The organism is Polaromonas sp. P1_F6 (assembly GCF_056405695.1).
On sequence record NZ_JBFUBQ010000004.1, the window covers coordinates 218,171 to 236,732 of the forward strand.

General features: G+C 61.9%; 16 protein-coding genes, 1 tRNA gene and 1 pseudogene. 4 read left to right on the plus strand and 14 right to left on the minus strand.

Annotation, left to right across the window (positions count from 1 at the left end):
* Positions 1-129: 129 nt before the first annotated feature.
* Complete coding sequence (locus AC1DY9_RS14310; RefSeq protein WP_457282646.1) at positions 130-1,128, plus strand: NAD-dependent epimerase/dehydratase family protein; 999 nt, start codon at positions 130-132, stop codon at positions 1,126-1,128.
* Between the two features lie 86 nt (positions 1,129-1,214).
* The gene (locus AC1DY9_RS14315) at positions 1,215-2,192 is read left to right on the plus strand and encodes an ABC transporter substrate-binding protein (protein ID WP_457282645.1); all 978 of its coding nucleotides are present in this window, start codon (positions 1,215-1,217) and stop codon (positions 2,190-2,192) included.
* Between the two features lie 83 nt (positions 2,193-2,275).
* On the opposite strand, the gene AC1DY9_RS14320 is transcribed toward AC1DY9_RS14315, so the two are convergent.
* The 7 genes and pseudogenes from AC1DY9_RS14320 to AC1DY9_RS14350 form a co-directional block, all read right to left on the minus strand.
* Positions 2,276-3,223, minus strand: coding sequence for an SMP-30/gluconolactonase/LRE family protein (locus AC1DY9_RS14320; protein WP_477666881.1), 948 nt, complete (start codon positions 3,221-3,223; stop codon positions 2,276-2,278).
* 2 nt (positions 3,224-3,225) lie between these two features.
* Positions 3,226-4,212, minus strand: coding sequence for an ABC transporter permease (locus tag AC1DY9_RS14325; RefSeq protein ID WP_457282643.1), 987 nt, complete (start codon positions 4,210-4,212; stop codon positions 3,226-3,228).
* Entirely contained in the window at positions 4,212-5,195 is a 984-nt protein-coding gene (locus tag AC1DY9_RS14330; RefSeq protein ID WP_457282642.1) for an ABC transporter permease, read from the minus strand. Before AC1DY9_RS14330 ends, AC1DY9_RS14325 begins: the two co-directional genes overlap by 1 nt.
* Entirely contained in the window at positions 5,192-6,727 is a 1,536-nt protein-coding gene (locus AC1DY9_RS14335) for a sugar ABC transporter ATP-binding protein (RefSeq protein WP_477666882.1), read from the minus strand. Before AC1DY9_RS14335 ends, AC1DY9_RS14330 begins: the two co-directional genes overlap by 4 nt.
* Positions 6,728-6,801: 74 nt before the next feature.
* Complete coding sequence (locus tag AC1DY9_RS14340; protein ID WP_457282640.1) at positions 6,802-7,905, minus strand: sugar ABC transporter substrate-binding protein; 1,104 nt, start codon at positions 7,903-7,905, stop codon at positions 6,802-6,804.
* Between the two features lie 253 nt (positions 7,906-8,158).
* Positions 8,159-8,311 (minus strand): annotated as a pseudogene (locus tag AC1DY9_RS14345) (dehydrogenase); the annotation flags it as partial.
* Positions 8,312-8,377: 66 nt separating this feature from the next.
* Positions 8,378-8,788 carry a helix-turn-helix domain-containing protein gene (locus tag AC1DY9_RS14350; RefSeq protein WP_477666883.1) on the minus strand — a complete coding sequence of 137 codons (411 nt, stop codon included), beginning with the start codon at positions 8,786-8,788 and terminating at the stop codon, positions 8,378-8,380.
* Positions 8,789-8,912: 124 nt separating this feature from the next.
* Between AC1DY9_RS14350 and AC1DY9_RS14355 the strand changes: the two genes are divergently transcribed.
* Together AC1DY9_RS14355 and AC1DY9_RS14360 are read left to right on the plus strand one after the other, a co-directional pair.
* Complete coding sequence (locus tag AC1DY9_RS14355; protein WP_457282638.1) at positions 8,913-9,605, plus strand: FadR/GntR family transcriptional regulator; 693 nt, start codon at positions 8,913-8,915, stop codon at positions 9,603-9,605.
* A gap of 149 nt (positions 9,606-9,754) precedes the next feature.
* A complete protein-coding gene (locus AC1DY9_RS14360; protein WP_457282637.1) occupies positions 9,755-10,522 on the plus strand; it encodes an SDR family NAD(P)-dependent oxidoreductase in 768 nt (255 codons plus the stop codon).
* A gap of 103 nt (positions 10,523-10,625) precedes the next feature.
* Here AC1DY9_RS14360 and AC1DY9_RS14365 read toward each other — a convergent pair whose 3' ends face one another.
* The 7 genes from AC1DY9_RS14365 to AC1DY9_RS14395 form a co-directional block, all read right to left on the minus strand.
* On the minus strand, positions 10,626-11,717 hold the full coding sequence (locus AC1DY9_RS14365; protein ID WP_477666884.1) for an acyltransferase family protein: 1,092 nt from the start codon (positions 11,715-11,717) through the stop codon (positions 10,626-10,628).
* 73 nt (positions 11,718-11,790) lie between these two features.
* Positions 11,791-11,866, minus strand: a tRNA-Phe gene (locus AC1DY9_RS14370).
* Between the two features lie 58 nt (positions 11,867-11,924).
* Entirely contained in the window at positions 11,925-12,605 is a 681-nt protein-coding gene (locus AC1DY9_RS14375) for a response regulator (RefSeq protein WP_457282636.1), read from the minus strand.
* Positions 12,606-12,672: 67 nt separating this feature from the next.
* Positions 12,673-14,979, minus strand: coding sequence for an ATP-binding protein (locus AC1DY9_RS14380; protein ID WP_477666885.1), 2,307 nt, complete (start codon positions 14,977-14,979; stop codon positions 12,673-12,675).
* Positions 14,976-15,638, minus strand: a complete 663-nt coding sequence (locus tag AC1DY9_RS14385) for a DUF4390 domain-containing protein (protein WP_457282634.1) — start codon at positions 15,636-15,638, stop codon at positions 14,976-14,978. Before AC1DY9_RS14385 ends, AC1DY9_RS14380 begins: the two co-directional genes overlap by 4 nt.
* On the minus strand, positions 15,619-17,067 hold the full coding sequence (rsmB, locus tag AC1DY9_RS14390; protein ID WP_477666886.1) for a 16S rRNA (cytosine(967)-C(5))-methyltransferase RsmB: 1,449 nt from the start codon (positions 17,065-17,067) through the stop codon (positions 15,619-15,621). The genes AC1DY9_RS14385 and rsmB overlap by 20 nt, the downstream gene beginning before the upstream one ends.
* Positions 17,068-17,240: 173 nt before the next feature.
* On the minus strand, positions 17,241-18,551 hold the full coding sequence (locus AC1DY9_RS14395) for an FCSD flavin-binding domain-containing protein (protein WP_477666887.1): 1,311 nt from the start codon (positions 18,549-18,551) through the stop codon (positions 17,241-17,243).
* Positions 18,552-18,562: the final 11 nt, after the last annotated feature.

Here is an 18,562-nt window from a genome sequence, read left to right on the forward strand (position 1 = left end):
ACAGCCAGGAGGACAACTCCGGATCGATATAGGTTGCAACCCATACGAATTCGTGTATGGATCAAGCCCAAAACATGATCGCCAAAGCAGGGCCGGCTTGCTATCATCCGCGCCATTCAGAGGGCCCGAATGCAACCACCTTCTTCCGGACTCCTTCTCGTCACGGGTGCCACCGGCAAGGTGGGCCGCGCGTTCATCCAGCGAGTACTGGAGGACGCCAGTCTCGAGCGCTTCCGCGTGCGGGCGCTCTGCCACAACCGTGTGTTGCAGCCCCGCGAACGCCTGGAGTGCGTGCGGGGCTCCATTCAGGATCGCGCGGACGTGCAGCGCGCGCTCGAAGGCGTGACACACGTGCTGCACCTGGCCACAAGCAAGGAAACGCCGGACGAGGTGATGGATGTCGCCGTCAAGGGCATGTTCTGGTTGCTCGAGGGCTGCCGGACAAGCACCACCTTCCGGCAATTCGTGCTGGTCGGCGGCGACGCCGCTGTCGGGCATTTCCACTACGCGCACCCCGTACCGGTGGTAGAAAGCCAGCCGCATACCGCCTACCCTGGATGCTATGCCCTGTCCAAAGTACTGGAAGAAGTAATGCTCCAGCAGTACCAGGCCCAGTATGACCTGAACGGCTGCTGCCTGCGTGCACCCTGGATCATGGAGAAAGACGATTTCCGCTTCACCTTGTCCTTCGGCGACGACGTGTTCGGAGGCCCGCGCTGGCGGGACCTGGTGACACAGAGCGAAGCGCGCGACCATGTACGCAGCGGCGCCGTCCCGGTGATGCTTGATCCGGATGGGCAACCGGTGAAGCGCAACTTCGTCCATGTATGCGATCTTGTGGATGCCATCTTGCTGGCCCTGGACGCACCACGCGCCCGGCAGCAACTGATGAACGTGTGCATGGACGAGCCACTCGACTATGGCGAGCTTGGCACATACCTGGCACGCACGCGGGGCCTGCCGCTCGTGCCAGTCCGCACACCCTACCACTCCACGTGGCTGGACAACACCAAGGCGAAGTTCCTGCTGGGCTGGCGCCCCCAGTTCGACATGGCCCGGATGGTCGAGTCCGCGTGGACGTACCAACGAGCGCCCGACGACCCTCGCATGGTCTGGTATCCCGGCTGAGTTCAGCCGCCCGCCACAGCACCGGGCGGTCAGTAAGGCAAGAGTGCTGCACCCGATCGAACAGATACGAAGACAGGAGACACAAGATGAACCCGATGAAACGACGCAGCTTTGCCGCCATCATGGCGGCCGCCGGCCTGGCATACGCTTGGGCGACACCGGCCTGGAGCCAGGCGAAAGGCAAGAAGCTGGTGATCGGCTTCGCGCAGACCGGCGCCGAAAGCGAGTGGCGCACAGCCAATACGGACTCCGTCAAGGCCGCTGCCAGCGCGGCCGGCTATGAACTGAAGTTCTCTGACGCACAGCAGAAGCAGGAGAACCAGATCAAGGCAATCCGGTCCTTCATCGCCCAGAAGGTGGACGTCATCATCCTCGCGCCGCTCGTCACGACGGGCTGGGATACCGTGCTGCGGGAGGCCAAGTCCGCCAAGATCCCCGTCATTCTGGAAAGCCGCAGTGTGGTGGTGAAGGATCCCTCCACCTGGACCACCTTCGTGGGTTCGGACTTCGTCGAGGAAGGCCGGCGCGCCGCCCAGTGGTTGCTTGATAACACCAAGAACACCACGGGCGACGTGAACATCGTCGAACTGCAGGGCACCGTGGGCTCCGATCCCGCGATCGAACGGAAGAAAGGCTTCGAGGAAGGGCTCAAAGCCAATCCGCGCTACAAGATCATCCGCTCGCAGACCGCCGACTTCACCCGCGCCAAGGGCAAGGAAGTCATGGAGGCCTTCCTCAAGGCTGAAGGCAAGAAGGTCAACGTGCTGTACGCGCACAACGACGACATGGCCATCGGCGCGATTCAGGCCATCGAGGAAGCGGGCCTGAAGCCGGGCAAGGATATCCTGGTAATCGGCGTGGATGCGGTCAAGGGCGCCTTCGAGGCGATGATCGCCGGCAAGATGAATGTCAGCGTGGAGTGCAACCCTCTGCTTGGTCCCCAGCTGATGGAAGCGGCAGCCAAAGCCGCCTCGGGGCAAACGCTGCCACGCTGGATCAAGTCGATCGAGGGCGTGTTCCCGGCCGAAGTGGCTGCCAAGGAATTCCCGAACCGCAAGTATTGACACTGACAGTCGGGGCCCGCTGCAAGCCACAGCGGCGGGCCCAGCTGCGGCTCATCATTCTCAGAGTCGCCGCGAGTCGTGAGCTACACCAGGCTGTGTGCCCAGACACCAGACGTCGCCAGGTAGCAGGCGTACAGCGACGTCGTGGCCGTGATGAAAAGGCGGTTACCTCGCGGCCCGCCGAACTCTACATTGGCCACCGGCTCGGGAACGAGGATCCGGCCAAGCAGTTCGCCCTGCGGCGAGAAGCAATGCACGCCGTCTCCGGCGCTGGTCCACACATTGCCGCGCAGGTCCACGCGAAGGCCGTCCGGTATGCCCGCATCCACGGTGGCGAAGACTTCGCCGCCTCGCAGCCGGCCGCCGGCTGCCACGTCAAACACCCGAATGTGTCGTGGCCCCTGCGGATCATGCGATGCCCCGGAATCCGCCACATACAGCAGGGTGCCGTCCGGAGAAAACGCCAATCCATTGGGCTGCACGAAGTCCGTGGCGGCAGCTTCCATTCGCCCGCTCCCGGCGTCGACCCGGAACACGTAGCGGCCACCGTACTCGGGCTCGGCCGCATAACCCTCGTAATCGGACAGGATCCCGTAGGTCGGGTCGGAGAACCACACGGCGCCATCGGGCGCGACAACGGCGTCATTCGGCGAGTTCAGCCGCTTGCCTTCAAAGGCGCTTGCGATCACGATGCGCCTGCCATCGAGCTCGGTGCGGCTGACGCAGCGCGTGCCATGCTCGCAGCTGATCAGGCGGCCTTCGCCATCACGCGTATGGCCGTTGGCGAAGTTGGAGGGCCTGCGAAACTCTACTACGTTGCCCTCGCCTGCGCCGTCAGGCACCCACCGCAGGACGCGGTTGTTGGGGATGTCGCTGAACAGCAGGAAGTCGCCGGCCGGAAAATACACGGGGCCCTCCGCCCAACGCGTGCCGGTGAAGAGCTTTTCTACAAACCCGTTCGGCGGAACCAGTCCGCGAAAACGCACATCGTGCAGCAGGAAATCGCCCCGGATGCCATAGCGGTCAGCCAAGATCACCTCACCCTGGCCGAACGGCCATACAGCAGCAGCATGCACAGGATCAGCGCGCCGTAAATGATCTGGCGGCCCGCCTCGGGCATCTGCAGCACCGCAAGCACGCTTTGCAGCAGCACGATGAACACTACGCCTGCAACGGTGCCCAGGTAGCTGCCGCGGCCGCCCAGGATGTTGGTGCCGCCCAGCACGACCGCGGCGATCGCGGGCAGTACGTAGGGATCACCCATGGCCTGGTAGGCGTTGGCCGAGTAGCCGGCGAGCAGTATGCCGGCGAGCGCTGCCAGAGCCCCGCAGGCCACGAAGCACAGCACGATGACTTTGCCGGTGCGCACGCCGGACAGGTAGGCGGCGCGCTCGGTGTTGCCGATGATGTACACGTAGCGGCCGATGGCAGTGCGCGTCAGCACCAGGTAGAACAGCAATGAGACGGCCACCCAGGTCCACACGGCATTGGGCACGCCAAACGTCCTGCCGACGCCCAATGCACGCATCAGCTCGGTAGCGCCGTGCACCGGTGCATGCCCGCCTGAGTAAAGGACCATCAAGCCCTGCAGCACGGCGTTCGCGCCCAGCGTGAAAATCATCGAAGGGATGCGCAGGATCGCAACCCCCAACCCATTGACCAGGCCGATCAACGCGCCGCAGGCGATGCCTGCGGGGATCGCCCAGCCGGCGCCATAGGTGGCGCCCGCGGCGGCGGCCATCATTGCCCCGGTGGTGATGGTCCAGGGCACCGACAGGTCAATGTGGCCCAACAGGATGACGGCCATGAGCCCGGCGGCTGTGATGCCAAGGAAGGCGGCGATCTGCAGTTGCAGCAGCAGGTAGCCCGGCATCAGGAAGTTGCTGTTGACGACGCTGGCGGCCAGCAGAAGGGCCAGCGAACACAGGGCCACCATGGCCGGCGGATTCAACAGCAGTCGCTGGAACACACGCTTGCTGGTGGCGGAGGAGCGCGGAGTGTCAACGGAGAGGCTGGTCATCAGAACAGGTCCAGGCGGTTTCGCAGGCGAAGCACGTGGAGCGCGCCGACGCACACAGCAGCCAGAAGGATGAGTCCTTCGAACAGCGGCTGCCAAAGCGCAGGCGCATTGAACACGAACAGCAGGTCGCCAATGGTGCGCAACACGAAGGCACCCAACACCGATCCCACCATGCCCCCTGCGCCCCCATAGAGCGAGGTTCCGCCGATCACGACCGCCGCGATGGAATTGAGGGTGTACAGGCCCGCCTGCGGCGAGCTGGCCTCGCCCGACAGGGAGATCAGCGACAGCAGCAACCCGGCAAGCCCTGAAAGCAGTCCCGCGGCGGTGTACGCGATGAATTTGGCCCGCTGCGACGGAACGCCCGAAAGATAAGCCGCCTGCTCGGACGACCCCACGGCATAACAGGCGCGGCCGATGACCGTGCGCCTGAAGGGCATCCAGCCCAGCACGATGACCACGGCCAGCAACACCAGCGTTGTGGGAATCGTGCCGAAGAGACGACCGGTCAGCGCGTCTGACAAGCCCTCGCTGACCTCCCCGCCCGGCGCAGGACGCAGCAGCAAGGCCAGGCCGAAGAACACTGCGCCCGTGGCGAGCGTGACGATGATCGGCTGCAGGCGCCCGAATACGACGATTGCACCATTCAGGGCACCGGCCGCCGCCCCGGAGGCCAATACCAGCACCACCCCGAGTGCCACTTGCCAAGGCGCACCGTTCACCACGACGGAGGCCAGGCAACTGGTGAGCACCATCACCATCCCCACGGAGAGGTCCAGGCCGCGCGTGATGACAGGCAGGGTCTGGGCCATCGCAACGATGGCCAGCAGCGCCGCCTTGTTCGAGGCCGTGGTGACGATGCCGACCGATATCGAGCGCGGATGCTCCAGCAGGTACAGCGAAAACATCAGGATGAACACCACCAGCGCACTCAGCGGACCACTGTTGCGGCGCAGCCCTCGCAGCCATTCTTCCCTGTTCATGTGACGGCCTCCGGTTCGGTTGAAGCGAGGGATACGTTGAGGGATGAGGCCACAATCGCCTGCTCGGTGATCTCCTCCCCGACAAGCGTGCGCGCGATGCGTCCTTCGTACATGATCAGGATGCGGTCCGCCAGGCCGATCAGTTCTTCGTAGTCGGTGGAGTAGAGCAGGATGGCCACGCCCTGGGAAGCAAGCTGGCGCAACAGGACATAGATTTCCTGCTTGGTGGCCACATCGATGCCGCGTGTGGGATCGTTCAGCAGGAGCACGCGCGGCTGGGTCATCAGCCACTTGGCGATCACCACCTTCTGCTGGTTGCCGCCGGACAAGGTCTGCACCGGGTCTTCCACGGAACCGATCTTGATGCGCAACTTGTCCACCATCTGCGCCACGGCCGCCTGCTCGCCCCCCGGGCTCAGCAAGCCGTAGCGCGTGAGCGCCTCCAGCCGGGCAAGGCTCGCATTCTCACGGATACTCATGGGCAAGACCAACCCTTCGGTCTTGCGATCCTCCGGGATGAGGGCAATCCCCAGCCCGGGTTGCTTGCATATGTGTGGCGCCAGATTGGCGACCGGTTGACCAAAAACCTCGATTTCGCCGTGCACACCCTTAAGCACGCCGAAAAGCGCCAGCAGCAATTCGCGCTGCCCCTGTCCGTCCAGCCCTCCCAGGCCGACGATCTCGCCTCGCAGAATCTCCAGCGAAATGTCCCGGAGGCTGGGCTCCCAGCTCAAGGACTTGACCGTGACAGCCGGGTGTGCATCCGTGGCCGGACCGGTCTTGGGCGGGTACGACTTGGCGACGTCACGACCGATCATGAGTTGCACCACTTCAGCGTCGGTCCGCGTGCCGTTGGCAAACGTGTCGACGCGGCGACCACTGCGAAAGACCGAACAGGTACCAGCGAGCGCCTTGACCTCGTGCATGCGGTGCGAGATGAACAGCGCTGCGACGCCCTGGTCTCGCAGACTGAAGAGCAGGCGGTACAGGCGTTCCACGTCTTCGCTGCTGAGGGCGGAGGTCGCCTCGTCCAGGATGAGCAGGCGCGGCTGCGCACCTAGCGCCTTGGCAATTTCGACGACCTGCCGGCGGGATAGCGGCAGGTCGCGCACGCGGTCCATGGGATGGATGTCGCCGCAACCCAGCAAGGAGAGTAGCTCGGTAGCTCGCTCTTGCTGAGTCCTGGCGTCGATCAGGCCGTACTTCATCGGGGGCCTGGACAGGAAAATGTTGTCGCACACGGACAAGTCCGGGACCAGCGACAGTTCCTGGAACACGCAGACGATGCCGCGCTCGCGCGCGGCGTTCGGAGAGTCCAGCCGCAGTTCCTTGCCGTCCAGCAGGATGCGACCCGCGTCGGGCTGAACGACGCCGGCGATGATCTTGATCAAGGTCGACTTGCCGGCACCGTTCTCGCCCAGAACAGCGTGGATTTCACCTGCCGTACAAGCAAAGTCCGCGCTGTCAAGCGCACATACGCCGCCGTAGTGCTTGGTGATGCCCTGGAGTTCGAGCAAGAGTTTCTGGGTCACGAAAAGAAAAGCCTCCAAACAGGAAAAAGCCGGGCGCGGCCACACAGCCCGGCGTTAAAACTCCAAGGCTGATCTCAGGTATTTCCCTCGCTCTGCTTCATGATGTCCGGCGCCGTCAGGTTGATGTTGCAAGGCGGAAACTCGTTGGCCACGTAGAAGGTGTCGGGCAAATCCGGGTAGAAGTTCTTGCCGGGTGCCATGTTCTGGTATTCCACGTAGGGAATGGGCACCGAGATGTACTGCGGCAGCTTTTGGCCTTGCAGTGCGGCGATGGCCGCCTTCAGGGCCACGGAGACCAGGCCAGGCGACTGCGCGGCCGAAGCGCCTTTGAGGCCGTCCTTATGGTGCTGATAGACCATCTTGCGAAAGCCATTTTCCCCTTCCGCACCGATCGGCACGAACGGGTGCTTGGCCTCGATCAGCGCACGAATGGTGCCGTTGGATCCAGCCTGCGTGTAGATGCCGTTGAAGCGGCCATGCACGGCAATCGCGTCGGCCGCTACCTTCTGCGAAGTGCCGTCGTCCCAGTTGCCCACCACTTCGATGATCTGGACCTGCTTGTGCTTGTCCATGATCTCGCGGAAACCCAGGTGGCGGTCGCGGTCCACCGAGTTGCCCGGCAGGCCGCGGATCTCCAGCACCTTGCCGCTGGTCACGCCATTTTTCTCCAGCCAGCGGCCCATCAGGCGGCCCATCTCCAGCTGGTCTTCGTTCACCTGAATCACCTCGTCGGTGTCGAGCACATTGTCGAACGGGATCAGCACGACACCGGCCTCCTTGGCGCGCTTGATCACCGGCTTGAACGAGGTGGGCGACACCGCGATCGTGAGGATGGCGTCGAAACCCGCATTGATGAAGTTGTCGATGGCACCAAGTTGAGCAGCCACGTCCGTGCCGGTGGACACGACCTTCAGCTCCTTGATGTGTTGCTTCATCTCCGGCGTTGCTGCATAAGCCTTCAGCGACTTGATCATCTGGATGCGCCAGCTGTTGCCAGCATAACCATTGGCCAGCGCGATACGGTACGGCCCCTTCTTGGCCGGATACTGAATGGTCTTGGTGTTGCCGGAGAACGGCTTGAAGCAGGCCGGCTCGTAGGTCTGCGCCAGCGCCGGCGCGCCCAGGCCGGCCAGTGTTGCGGCCGCGCCCGCGGCCAGAATATCTCGTCTCGTTTGCATGCTTGTCTCCTGTTTAGAGTAAGCCGGTCTCTGAAGCCGGCGAGCTGACAACGGCGCAGGATTGCGCGAAGCATTTGGCCAGGCCAAAACTTAACCAATTCATTTTTGGTCTGGCCATAACGGACCGCATCAGGGCTTTCCCTTGACTTGCGCCGCTTCGAAGGCTGCATCGCCCCTCAGGGCCCAAGGCGCCGCAGGCGGGTCAGCCTGCCTGCGACGCCAACACGGACGGCGAGCTCCAGGAGCGGGGCGACATGACAGTCCGGAAATCCTCGACCGTCGCGTTGCGGCCGCCAAGTAACGTGGCTTCGCGCTTGTGGAACTCAGGATCGGAGAGAGTAATACTGTCGCGGACGATGGAAACGAGGACGTACTTTCCATCGTGGGCGAGGAACCGGAATCCGCGTTCCTTCACGGATCACGTCAGCATGATTGGCCTTGTGCAGGGGTCAGGCCGGTAACGATATATTTGCTAATTTGGACTGACCACTCTCGGCAGCGAGCTTTCGAATCTCGGAAAACCTGGGGAGACTCCCAGCAGCGGAAGCGGTACTTTCGCAGCCTCTGATACTCCGTTCAAAATTCGTTCCGGCATCTCGCCATCAAACAAGGCCGGCCCGGCCAGGCGGTCGACCCAGTCCAGAAGCTGCATGCCGCAGTACACCACGTGGCGCCCACGGATGGTGATGCGCAGTCCCCGGCGGTGGCGCTGGAAGACGGGCTCCCCGACCGCGTCCTCGAAAGCTTTCAGCCGGTGGCTGGCGCCCGACAGGGACAAGTGGCAGCGACGCGCAGCTTCCGACAATGAACCGGACTCGGCGCAAAGCACCACGAGCCGGATCGAAGCGAGATCGAAGCGTTGAAGGTTGATAAATTTGGTCATGCCAATTTTTTGAATGTACCAATTTTGGTCTGACCAGACAAGGTTTTTCCACCACAACTTACCGGCCATGGCCACGCAGGGGCACCGCCCGACGGTATGATCCTTTCGTTACACCTTCCCCGTCATGAGAGTTACCAAGCCTGCCGAACCCCGCCGCCTGTATCAGCAGATCGCCGATCAGATCAGGGAATTGATCGCCAAAGGATCGTTCCAGGTCGGCGACCGTCTGCCGGCCGAGCGCGAGCTGGCATTGCTCCTGGGCGTGTCCCGCCCTTCGCTGCGCGAGGCATTGATTGCCCTGGACGTCCAGAGCAGTGTCGAGATCCGTGGCGGCTCGGGTGTCTACGTCTGCCCTCAACCTAAACGCACTTCCGGGAAGGCCACACCCGCACTCGGCGAGAGCCCAAGGGAACTGATGCAGACGCGCTCCGCCCTGGAGAGCGCGGTGGTGATCCTTGCCTGCGCGCGCGGCACCCCTGAGCAGCTCAAGCAGCTTAGGACGATCGTCACGAGAATGAGGGCTGAAACGGATCGCAACCGCGCCCCGCTGGATCTTGATCGACGCTTTCACATGACGCTCACGCAGATGAGTGGTAATTCGGTTATGGCCCGCATCATCGCCGAGTTGTTCGATGAACGGCACAGCCCGATCTCGGCCAAGCTGTCTTCGAAATACGAGAACCCACGCACCTGGAAGGCTGCGCTGAAGGAACATGAAGCTATTCTCAGCGCTCTGGATGCACGCGATCCGATAGCCGCACAGGCTGCCATGCTCGCCCATCTGCGCGCCTCCGAGCTGCGTTGGGTGGGGGACTGACCCCGTCCCCTGAGGTGTGCATCCATGAGCGCACGATGCGCGGATTGCTATCGCTCGCACCGGAAATTGAATTGGTGCCGGGCCCGAGTCGAGCCTAGCATCGCGCGTGCCCCCCGCCGCTGCACATCGCAATTTAGGAGACGATTCACATGAACATGCAAACTCGCTATCCCAGCCTGAAAGACCGGTCCGTCCTCATCACCGGGGGGTCGACCGGCATCGGTGCCACCTTGGTGCGGCAGTTCGCAGCGCAAGATGCGAAGGTCGGGTTCATCGACATCGACGTGGACAACGCACTCGCCCTTCAGGCAAGTGTGGCGAAGGAGCTCGGCAAGCGCGTGCATTTCATGCGCAGCGACGTCACCGACACTGACGAAATGCGCCAGGCGATCAAAGTGCTTCGCTCCCAGATCGGGCCGATCCGGGTGTTGCTGAACAACGCGGCCAACGACGAGCGACACCTGATCGAGGACACGACACCGCAATCCTGGGACGCGGGTGTCGCCGTGAACCTGAAGCACCAGTTCTTCGCGGCACAGGAAGTCGCGCCGGACATGAAAGCGCTGGGCGGTGGCTCCATCGTCAACTTCGGCTCGGTCAGCTGGATGCTCAAGCAAGGCGGCATGCCGGTTTACACCACCTGCAAGGCGGCCGTGCAAGGGCTCACCAGGAGCCTGGCGCGAGACTTCGGGCCCTTCCGCATTCGGGTGAACACCCTGGTGCCGGGTTGGACCATGACGGAAAAACAGTTGCGGCTGTGGGTCACACCCGAGTCCAAGGCAGACCTGGCCCGTGCGCAATGCCTGCCGGGGGATTTGATGCCTGAACATATTGCGAAGGCAGCAATGTTCCTGGCTTCCGATGACAGTGAAATGATGACGGCGCAGGACCTGGTCATCGATGGAGGCTGGACATGAGCGACGGGCCACTCGAAGGCTGTTGAGTTCCGTTGAAAGCCCGAACGGGAACGCGGGTGAAACCGGACGCCAGCAGGCTTGTCATCATCGCCAAAATCGAAACTCAGCCTTCAACGGCTCTATTGAAGTATGGTTTTTCAAGCAGGTAATACAGTCCACTAGCCAAAATTATGACGGCGCATAGAACCACGGCGTAATAAAAAAACACCATGCCGATTGAATCAGCGGGCGAAAAGCGGTTAAGAAAAGTGCCGATTACTATCGCGTGAATGATGTAAAAAGAGTAGCTGATTTTCCCAATGAAGCGCAACAATGTATGAGCAAAAAACCGCTGCACTTTACTTCCTTCCTGTAAGCAAGCTTGCAAAATGACGGTAAAAAAAATACCCGCAATTATGTAAAAACCTGCTTGAAAAGGATAAGTCACAATTCGTCCGCTCCAAAGAGACCAAATTATTTGCAAAATCAAAATGCCCAAAAATGACGTGCCTACTGCAGCCTGCCAGACAGCCGACTGGACAATTGACTCCTTAAACCTTTGAAACAAGACCAGGGCGACACCAAACAAAAATCCAATGAATCGCTCCGGTTGGAAAAACACTGGCCAGCCAATGACTTCACGTGCCAGATATGGGAAACTGGCTGCAAGTAGAGCTACCGTGACAATCAACCAAATCTCGTTTTTAAAGTTCAGTGCCGCCGCTGCAAAAATGAACAGGTAAAAAAGCCATTCCCATGTTAATGACCACGTTACATCGTTAAGTAGTGGTACTCCAAATAGGGGGGCAAGAAAACTGGCATTCAACGCCACAATTCCAATGCTGATTCCTGTGGTACCGGTTGCAACGTAGAGGCAAACAAGGACATGAACAGGAAGCAACCGAAGTGCGCGTTTTTTAAAGAATGAAAACCCTTGGCGCTTACCGCGAATGCTCAGATAGATTAAATATCCGCTGATCACAAAAAACAGATCAACACCCAAATGCCCTGCGCGAAGGATGCCAATCACCCTGCTCAGCAGACTGTCGTTGGCCAGGAAGTAGTTTTGGGCGGAATAGAAGCCAAAAAAATGGACGTTGAATACCATCAGTATTGCCAACGCCCGTAAACCATCCACTGATCCTATGCGCGACCTTTCCAGGTCGAAGGTTGCTTTGAAGCTTTCCAAGCTAACACCGAACAACCTGGAAGTCATGGGATTGTAGAAAACCTACAAGAATTGTAGAAACGCCCCAGAACCCTAAAAGGGCGCTGGGGCGCATGGAATATGGTGGCCTGGGGCGGAATCGAACCACCGACACAAGGATTTTCAATCCTCTGCTCTACCGACTGAGCTACCGGGCCTGAGCCTCAGATTATATATCACCAGAAAGGGAGGCCCGGCCCGCTGGGGGCCGGCGAGTCAGACGCCGCGTTTGCCGCGGGTCAGATCCACGCCGAGTTGCTTGAGCTTTCGGTAGAGGTGGGTACGCTCAAGGCCGGTTTTCTCCGCCACACGGGTCATGGAGCCGCCTTCCTTGGCCAAATGAAATTCGAAGTAGGCTTTTTCAAATTCGTCACGTGCATCGCGCAGGGGCTTTTCAAGCAAAAAGCTTTGTGTGGCCTGAGGACCCAGGTCGACGGGTGTCGGCAAGGTCCCGCCGGTCATCACGGCTTCTACCGTGAGGTCGGCTGCGTGTGCCGCGGGGCTGCTGTTCATTACGGCGGGTTTGCGGGGAGCTGCCTTGGTGAGGCCCTGCTCCACGGCCTTCAGGAGTTTTTGCAGGGTGATGGGTTTCTCAAGAAACGCCATGGCACCGATCTTGGTAGCCTCGACTGCCGTATCGATCGTGGCGTGGCCGCTCATCATGATGACGGGCATGGTCAGCAAGCCACTGGAAGACCACTCCTTGAGCAGCGTCACGCCGTCAGTGTCGGGCATCCAGATGTCCAGTAGCACGAGGTCGGGCCTGGAACGTCCGCGGGCGGCGCGGGCCTGAGCGGCGTTCTCGGCGAGCTCGACCTGATGCCCTTCGTCATTAAGAATTTCTGAGAGAAGGTCGCGTATGCCCAGCTCGTCGTCGACCACCAGAATATTTGCCATGATTGAATTGCTGCCTGCCTGTTATTGCGAATGCCGTGCGGATATCGAAGTGTTACTGAATGTGTTGTTAAGCCACAACTGCAAATGATAACGACACTTGTGCCCCTTGCACCAAACCGTCTGCTACGCGATTTGAAATATCGATACGGGCTCCGTGTTCATCTGCAATTTTTTTGACGACCGCGAGCCCCAGACCCGTGCCCTTTACCTTGGTCGTGACGTAGGGCTCGAACGCGCGTTTAAGGATATGTTCGGGGAAGCCCGTTCCGTTGTCGCGCACCGTCAGACGCACACGCCTGGACGTTTCAGAGTATTCGGTCTTGAGCGTAACCCGTCCGTCCTCCTTGCCTTCCTGCGCATCCTGGGCGTTCTGCAGCAGGTTGTGGATGACCTGGCGCAGCTGCTGATCGTCGCCCTGGATTTTCGGGGCCTTGGGGTCCAGCTCTGTAACGACCGGAACCGCGGCACTGCCGCTGCGCAGTTCGCTGTGATCGTCACTGAGGTAGAGCTGCATCACATCGTTGATCAATGCATTGAGGTCAACAGACTTGAGTTCGGCTGCCGGCAGGCGGGCGTAGTCGCGGAATTCATTCACAAGCCGCTTCATCGCGTCGACCTGGTCGACGATGGTTTTGACGGATTTGGTGAGCAACAGCTGCTCGGGTTCGCCGACCTTGCCGGTGAGTTTCATTTCGAGGCGCTCAGCCGACAGCTGGATCGGCGTGAGCGGATTCTTGATCTCGTGGGCCAGGCGGCGCGCCACCTCGCCCCAGGCCTGCGCGCGTTGGGCCGACACCATTTCGGAAACATCGTCAAACACCAGCAAAAACTCTTCGGTGCCCGGCATCTTGGCGCCACGGGCGATCAGCGTGATGGCGTTGTCGGGCGCACCGGGCACGGCCGCGTTGAGCTCAAAAGACTGCTGCCAATGCTCAAGCCCGTGCGGCGCACCATCGCTGAGGTAATCGGTGAACTGGGCCAGCACATCTTTGGCAAACAGGCCCAGGCCTGGCACTTCGCCCAGCGATTTTCCGTGGTATGCCGCCAGCGGCGCACGCAGGATGCGGGTAGCCCCAGGGTTGCTGGACTGGATGCGGCCATGCACATCCAGCACGATCACGCCGGCGGTGAGGTTGTCCAGAATGGTCTGCAGGTTGGCGCGCGCGGCATCAACCTGGCTCATGCTTTGCTGCACTGCCGAGCGGGCATCGGCCAGCTGCTGTGTCATGTCGGCAAAAGAACGCGTGAGCCCGCCCAGCTCGTCCTTGCCCTGCAGGGCGGCCTTGGGTGTCAAGTCGCCCTGGGCCACTTGGCGCACGCCCTCCGCCAGCACCAGCAGCGGCTTGGCCAGCTGGTTGCCCAGCACCACGGCCAGCAGTACCGCACCGAATACGGCCAGGAACAAGCTGAGCGTGAGTGTGCCTATATACATCTTGCGCAGGCCTCCGCGTGCCAGCGCGCGCTCCTGGTATTCGCGGTTAGCTTCCTGGACGGCGACAGCATTGGCCACCAGGCCCTCAGGCAGCAGCTGGGTCACCTGCAAAAACCGCGCGTCGCCCAGCACGTTCACATTGGGGTTGTTCACCACGGCAATCGCCTTGACCCGCGCAACGGCCCCCGGCGCGGTACCGGCAGCCCCACCTGCGGCCAGCTCGCCGTTGCCGGCAGACACCACCTCATCGAGGCCTTCAATCTGCGTGACGACGCGCTGTGTGCGTGCTGCGCGCAGTTGCTGCACCGAAGGGCGTTCGGGTTTCAGCAGAAATCGCGACTCACCTGCGCTGGCGATCACCTGGCCCGAGGGGCTCCAGAGCACCACATCGCTGGCCTGGAGCTGGTCGCGCAGGCGTTCAAGTGCGAGGCCAGCCATGGCGTCCGGCGTCTCGGAAATTTGGGTGGCGGCCTGTCGTGTCTTGTTGCCAAGGTCGGCGGCCAGGGTGTCCAGCGTGGCCCGGCCCAGGTTCAACCCGGCCGCCAGCGCCCCCTCCACTTCCACGTCAAACCAGCTTTCAATCGACCGCGACACAAACTGGTAGGACACCACATAAATCATCAGCCCCGGCATGAGGCCGACCAGCGCAAAGATGGCGGCCAGCTTGACCAGCAGCCGGCTGCCGAAGCGGCCGCGGTACAGCCGCAGTGCAAGGCGCGCCACAATCCATCCGATGACCAGCAGCAGCAAGCCGGCAACGGCCACGTTGAGCACAAAGAGCAGTGCGTAATTGCGCTCGTACAGCTCGCGATTGCCGGTGGCCTGCGTCAGCAGGAACATCAGCACCAGGCCGAGCGCCGCGATGGCCCCCACCCCGACACCGACCGTCCAGCGAAAAGCCTTGCTGCTCTTGAGGGAGCCGCCGCTGACCTGCAGGTTCACTTGACGCCCTCGGCGCTGGAGACCACAGGCGTGGCGGGCTCCAGTTTCAGCCGCTCCCTGACCTGCGCGGAGATATTCCAGTCTTTTTGCCCGGCTACCCCGATCTGGAAGGGGCGCGGCAGCTGCGTCAGGTCGAGCCTGAAACTGAAATCAAGCTTGTGGGCGGCGTCGGGGTCGACCTCGGCCGCATCGGCGATTTTCCAGCGCGCCACGCGCTGGATGGCAGACAGGGCCTCGGGAAGGGTCTCGTAATTCTGGTTCAGTGTGGCGCGCAGGCCCGCCGAACTGGTGATGAGGCCCGAAGCAATGTTGACGCGCCAGCGGCGGGTCAATGGCTGGTATGCCAGGCGAACGGTGCGGGCCGCACTGGCCACGCGCGGGTCCGTCCAGTACCAGCGGTCGCGGTAAATGTCGGCTTCGACCACAAAAAACATCGGGATCCCCTTGAGCAGGGCGTCTTCCACGACCGCCGGAAGCTCAAACCGGACCTGCGCGGACAGGTGAACACCATCGTCACCGCGCTCCACGCGCAGCTGCGTGATCTCGGTGGCCAACGCCGGTCCCGGTGCGGCCATCGCGATGCAAAGGCACAGCCCTGGCAGAAAACGCCCCATGATGCCCACCGCACGCCGCCAGCTGTCAGCGGCTGCGTTTTTCAAGGAGGGCGTAATAGAAACCGTCGTGTTCACGCATCAAATTGTCCGGGAAGACCGTCGCTCCGACGCCACTTTGGGGGAGCAAATGCCCCGGCGAAGGCTTTAATAAGGCGTCGGTGTGGTGCGTAAGAAACGTTTGTATCTGGTTGTCGCCTTCCGCGCGAAAAACTGAACAGGTGCAATACAGCAGGCGCCCGCCGGGCTTGAGCAAAAGCCAGAGCGTTTTAAGCAAATGCGCCTGGATGTCGGCCAATTGGGTGATGTCCGTGGGCCGGCGCAGCCAGCGTACATCCGGGTGGCGCCGCACGATGCCCGAAGCCGTACAGGGTGCATCCAGCAGGATCGCGTCGAATGCCTGCCCATCCCACCAGGAATCAGGCTGGCCGGCATCGCCGACACGGATGTCAGCCTGCAGACCCAGGCGGTGCAGATTCTGCTTCACGCGCTCGCAGCGGCGCGCATCAATGTCCAGCGCTGTCACGTCGCAATCGGCCAGTTCAAGCAGGTGAGCGGTTTTGCCGCCCGGTGCAGCACAGGCATCCAGCACTTTCAGCCTCCCGGCTTCACCGCCCTCGGCTTTCAAACCATCCAGAAGCAAAGGCGCAGCCAGCTGCGCCGCGGCGTCCTGAACCGAAAAATGCCCTTCCGCAAAGCCCGGCAACGAGCTCACGGCCTGCGCACGGGCGAGGATGACTCCCTGCCTGCCGACCGGTGTTGCTTCAATATTGATAGCTGCCAGCGCATGCTGGTATTGGGCTTGAGTCGTTTTTCGCTCATTAATGCGCAAGATCAGCGGTGCCTGGGTATTGTTGGCCTGCAGTATGGCCTGCCAGTCCCCGGGGTGGTCCTTGCGCACCCGGTCTATCCACCACTGGGGATGGTTCCACACGGCCTGCGGGCTTTTCTCGGTGCGTGCCACCAGCTCCTCGCGTTCGCGCAAGAACCGGCGCAGGCACCCATTGATAAAGCTGGCCTGGTGCTGTGTGGCGTCGCCGCGCTTGGCGGCTTCAACGGTCTGGTCGACCAACGTGTGTGCCGTGTATCTGGCCCCCGCGCTTGTCGCTTCGCGGGCCTTCGGCGGTGCGCTGCCCCATTCAGAAGAAGAAGGGGCTAATTTTCCTGGGGGCGGCCCGCCGGAAAATTGTTCCGGCCAGCTGACATCGATTTCGTTCCAGGCCAAGGCGAGGGCGACACACAGCAACGCATCTGCCTCGGGCGGCGGCGGGCGGCGCGCCAGTTGCTGGCGCAAGGCCTCGGCGCGGCCCAGCCAGCGCAGCGTGTGAAAACCCAGCGCCTGGACGCCGGGCCGCAACGCGGCATCCACATCTTCCAGCGCGGCGGTCATGGACTGGCCATCACGCACGGCCATTAAAAGGGAAGCAGCGCCCTGAAGCTGGCGCCACAGGGGGACTTGGGTCGGGTTGTCTTGCATTTGTCTCACGGATACCGCCCGAAGGGGACGGCAACCTGTATTAGACCAGTAGCAAGTCCCCGCCGCGCCACCCCGAATTGCAAGCAGGGGCCGCGGGACCGGCTTTGCCGGACCGCAGGCGCAGCGGCCCCCTCGGGGGGCAGGGAGTTACGCGAAGCGAACGACCGTGGGGGCTAACTGAGACTGTCTGCCCAGATATTGCTCGCCCAGTTCAGCGCGTAGACGCCCTCAAGCTCGGTAGGCCCGGCACTGACGCCGCCGGAGCCGGCTACCGCCTTGAAAGTTTTCTCTGCCACCACATACTCATGCACGCTGGCCACATGGATCACATTCTTGTTGTCGACAAAGCTGTAGCAGGTATTGGTGAGCATGGGCGCGGGGTTGACCTCCCAGCCCGAGAGCTGGGCCACGATGGCGGCGGCCGCCACTTTGCCATGGTTGTTGGCCATGTGGCCGCTCTTGGGCATGGCCGGCGCGACCTGAATGGAGTCGCCGAGAACATGCACGTCCTTTGCGGCAGTGGATTCAAACGTCAGGTAATTAACGCCGCACCAGCGGTTGTTGGCCTGGTTGTTGAGGCCTGCCTGCACGGCAATCGTGCCGGCACGCATGGCGGGCAGCACATTGAGCACGTTGGCTTTCACGTCGTCCTGCACATCAAATTTGATAAGGCCGGCCTTCGCATCGACCGACGTGGCCTTGTGCTGGCCCCGGTATTCGACGATGCCCTTGTACTGCTCGGCCCACACTTTCTTGAAGAGCGGCCCTTTGGATGTCACGTCCGGATTGGCATCAAGGATGAGCACCTTGCTGCGCGGTTTGGCGGCCTTGAAGTAGCCGGCAATGACGCTGGCGCGTTCGTACGGGCCGGGTGGGCAACGGTATGGCGCTTCGGGAATGGTGATCGCGTAAACGCCGCCGTCGGGCATGGCTTCAAGCTGCCGGCGCAGCGCCACGGTTTCCGCGCCGGCCTTCCAGGCCTGCAGGACCTGGCCGGAGGCATTGGCGTCTTTCAGGCCCTCGATGCTGCCGAACATCAGTTCGACACCAGGCGAGACCACCAGCTTGTCATAGGCGATGGTGGCGCCGCCTGCCAGCGTAACCGTTTTCTTCGCGGTATCGATGGCGCTGGCGTAGTCCTTCACCACGGTGACGCCGTGGTTGCGCGACAGGCCCGCATACGACGTCGTAAGGTCGCCGATCTGCTTGCCGCCGCTGAGCACGAGGTTGGAGATAGGGCAGGAGATAAACGCGTCCTGCGGCTCGATCAGCACCACGTCGATCTTGTTGTCCGAGAGCAGGCGCACATATTTGGCAGCTGTGGCGCCGCCGTAGCCGCCGCCTATAACAACCACTTTGGCCTTGGAAGGAATCGAGGTGCTGGCGCAACCGGCCAGGCCCAGCAGGCCCAGGGCAGCGCTTGACTGCAGGAAAGAGCGGCGCTTGAAGCCCGCCAGCGAAACAGTGTGAGGAGACGTATTCATGGTGTCTGTTC

Excerpts from the sequence above, each read along its gene's own strand:
- AC1DY9_RS14325 (WP_457282643.1), bottom strand. The coding sequence starts at position 4,212 with ATGACCAGCCTCTCCGTTGACACTCCGCGCTCCTCCGCCACCAGCAAG.
- AC1DY9_RS14360 (WP_457282637.1), top strand. The coding sequence starts at position 9,755 with ATGAACATGCAAACTCGCTATCCCAGCCTGAAAGACCGGTCCGTCCTC.
- AC1DY9_RS14330 (WP_457282642.1), bottom strand. The coding sequence starts at position 5,195 with ATGAACAGGGAAGAATGGCTGCGAGGGCTGCGCCGCAACAGTGGTCCG.
- AC1DY9_RS14365 (WP_477666884.1), bottom strand. The coding sequence starts at position 11,717 with ATGACTTCCAGGTTGTTCGGTGTTAGCTTGGAAAGCTTCAAAGCAACC.
- AC1DY9_RS14315 (WP_457282645.1), top strand. The coding sequence starts at position 1,215 with ATGAACCCGATGAAACGACGCAGCTTTGCCGCCATCATGGCGGCCGCC.
- AC1DY9_RS14395 (WP_477666887.1), bottom strand. The coding sequence starts at position 18,551 with ATGAATACGTCTCCTCACACTGTTTCGCTGGCGGGCTTCAAGCGCCGC.
- AC1DY9_RS14310 (WP_457282646.1), top strand. The coding sequence starts at position 130 with ATGCAACCACCTTCTTCCGGACTCCTTCTCGTCACGGGTGCCACCGGC.
- rsmB (WP_477666886.1), bottom strand. The coding sequence starts at position 17,067 with ATGCAAGACAACCCGACCCAAGTCCCCCTGTGGCGCCAGCTTCAGGGC.
- AC1DY9_RS14375 (WP_457282636.1), bottom strand. The coding sequence starts at position 12,605 with ATGGCAAATATTCTGGTGGTCGACGACGAGCTGGGCATACGCGACCTT.
- AC1DY9_RS14350 (WP_477666883.1), bottom strand. The coding sequence starts at position 8,788 with ATGACCAAATTTATCAACCTTCAACGCTTCGATCTCGCTTCGATCCGG.
- AC1DY9_RS14355 (WP_457282638.1), top strand. The coding sequence starts at position 8,913 with ATGAGAGTTACCAAGCCTGCCGAACCCCGCCGCCTGTATCAGCAGATC.
- AC1DY9_RS14340 (WP_457282640.1), bottom strand. The coding sequence starts at position 7,905 with ATGCAAACGAGACGAGATATTCTGGCCGCGGGCGCGGCCGCAACACTG.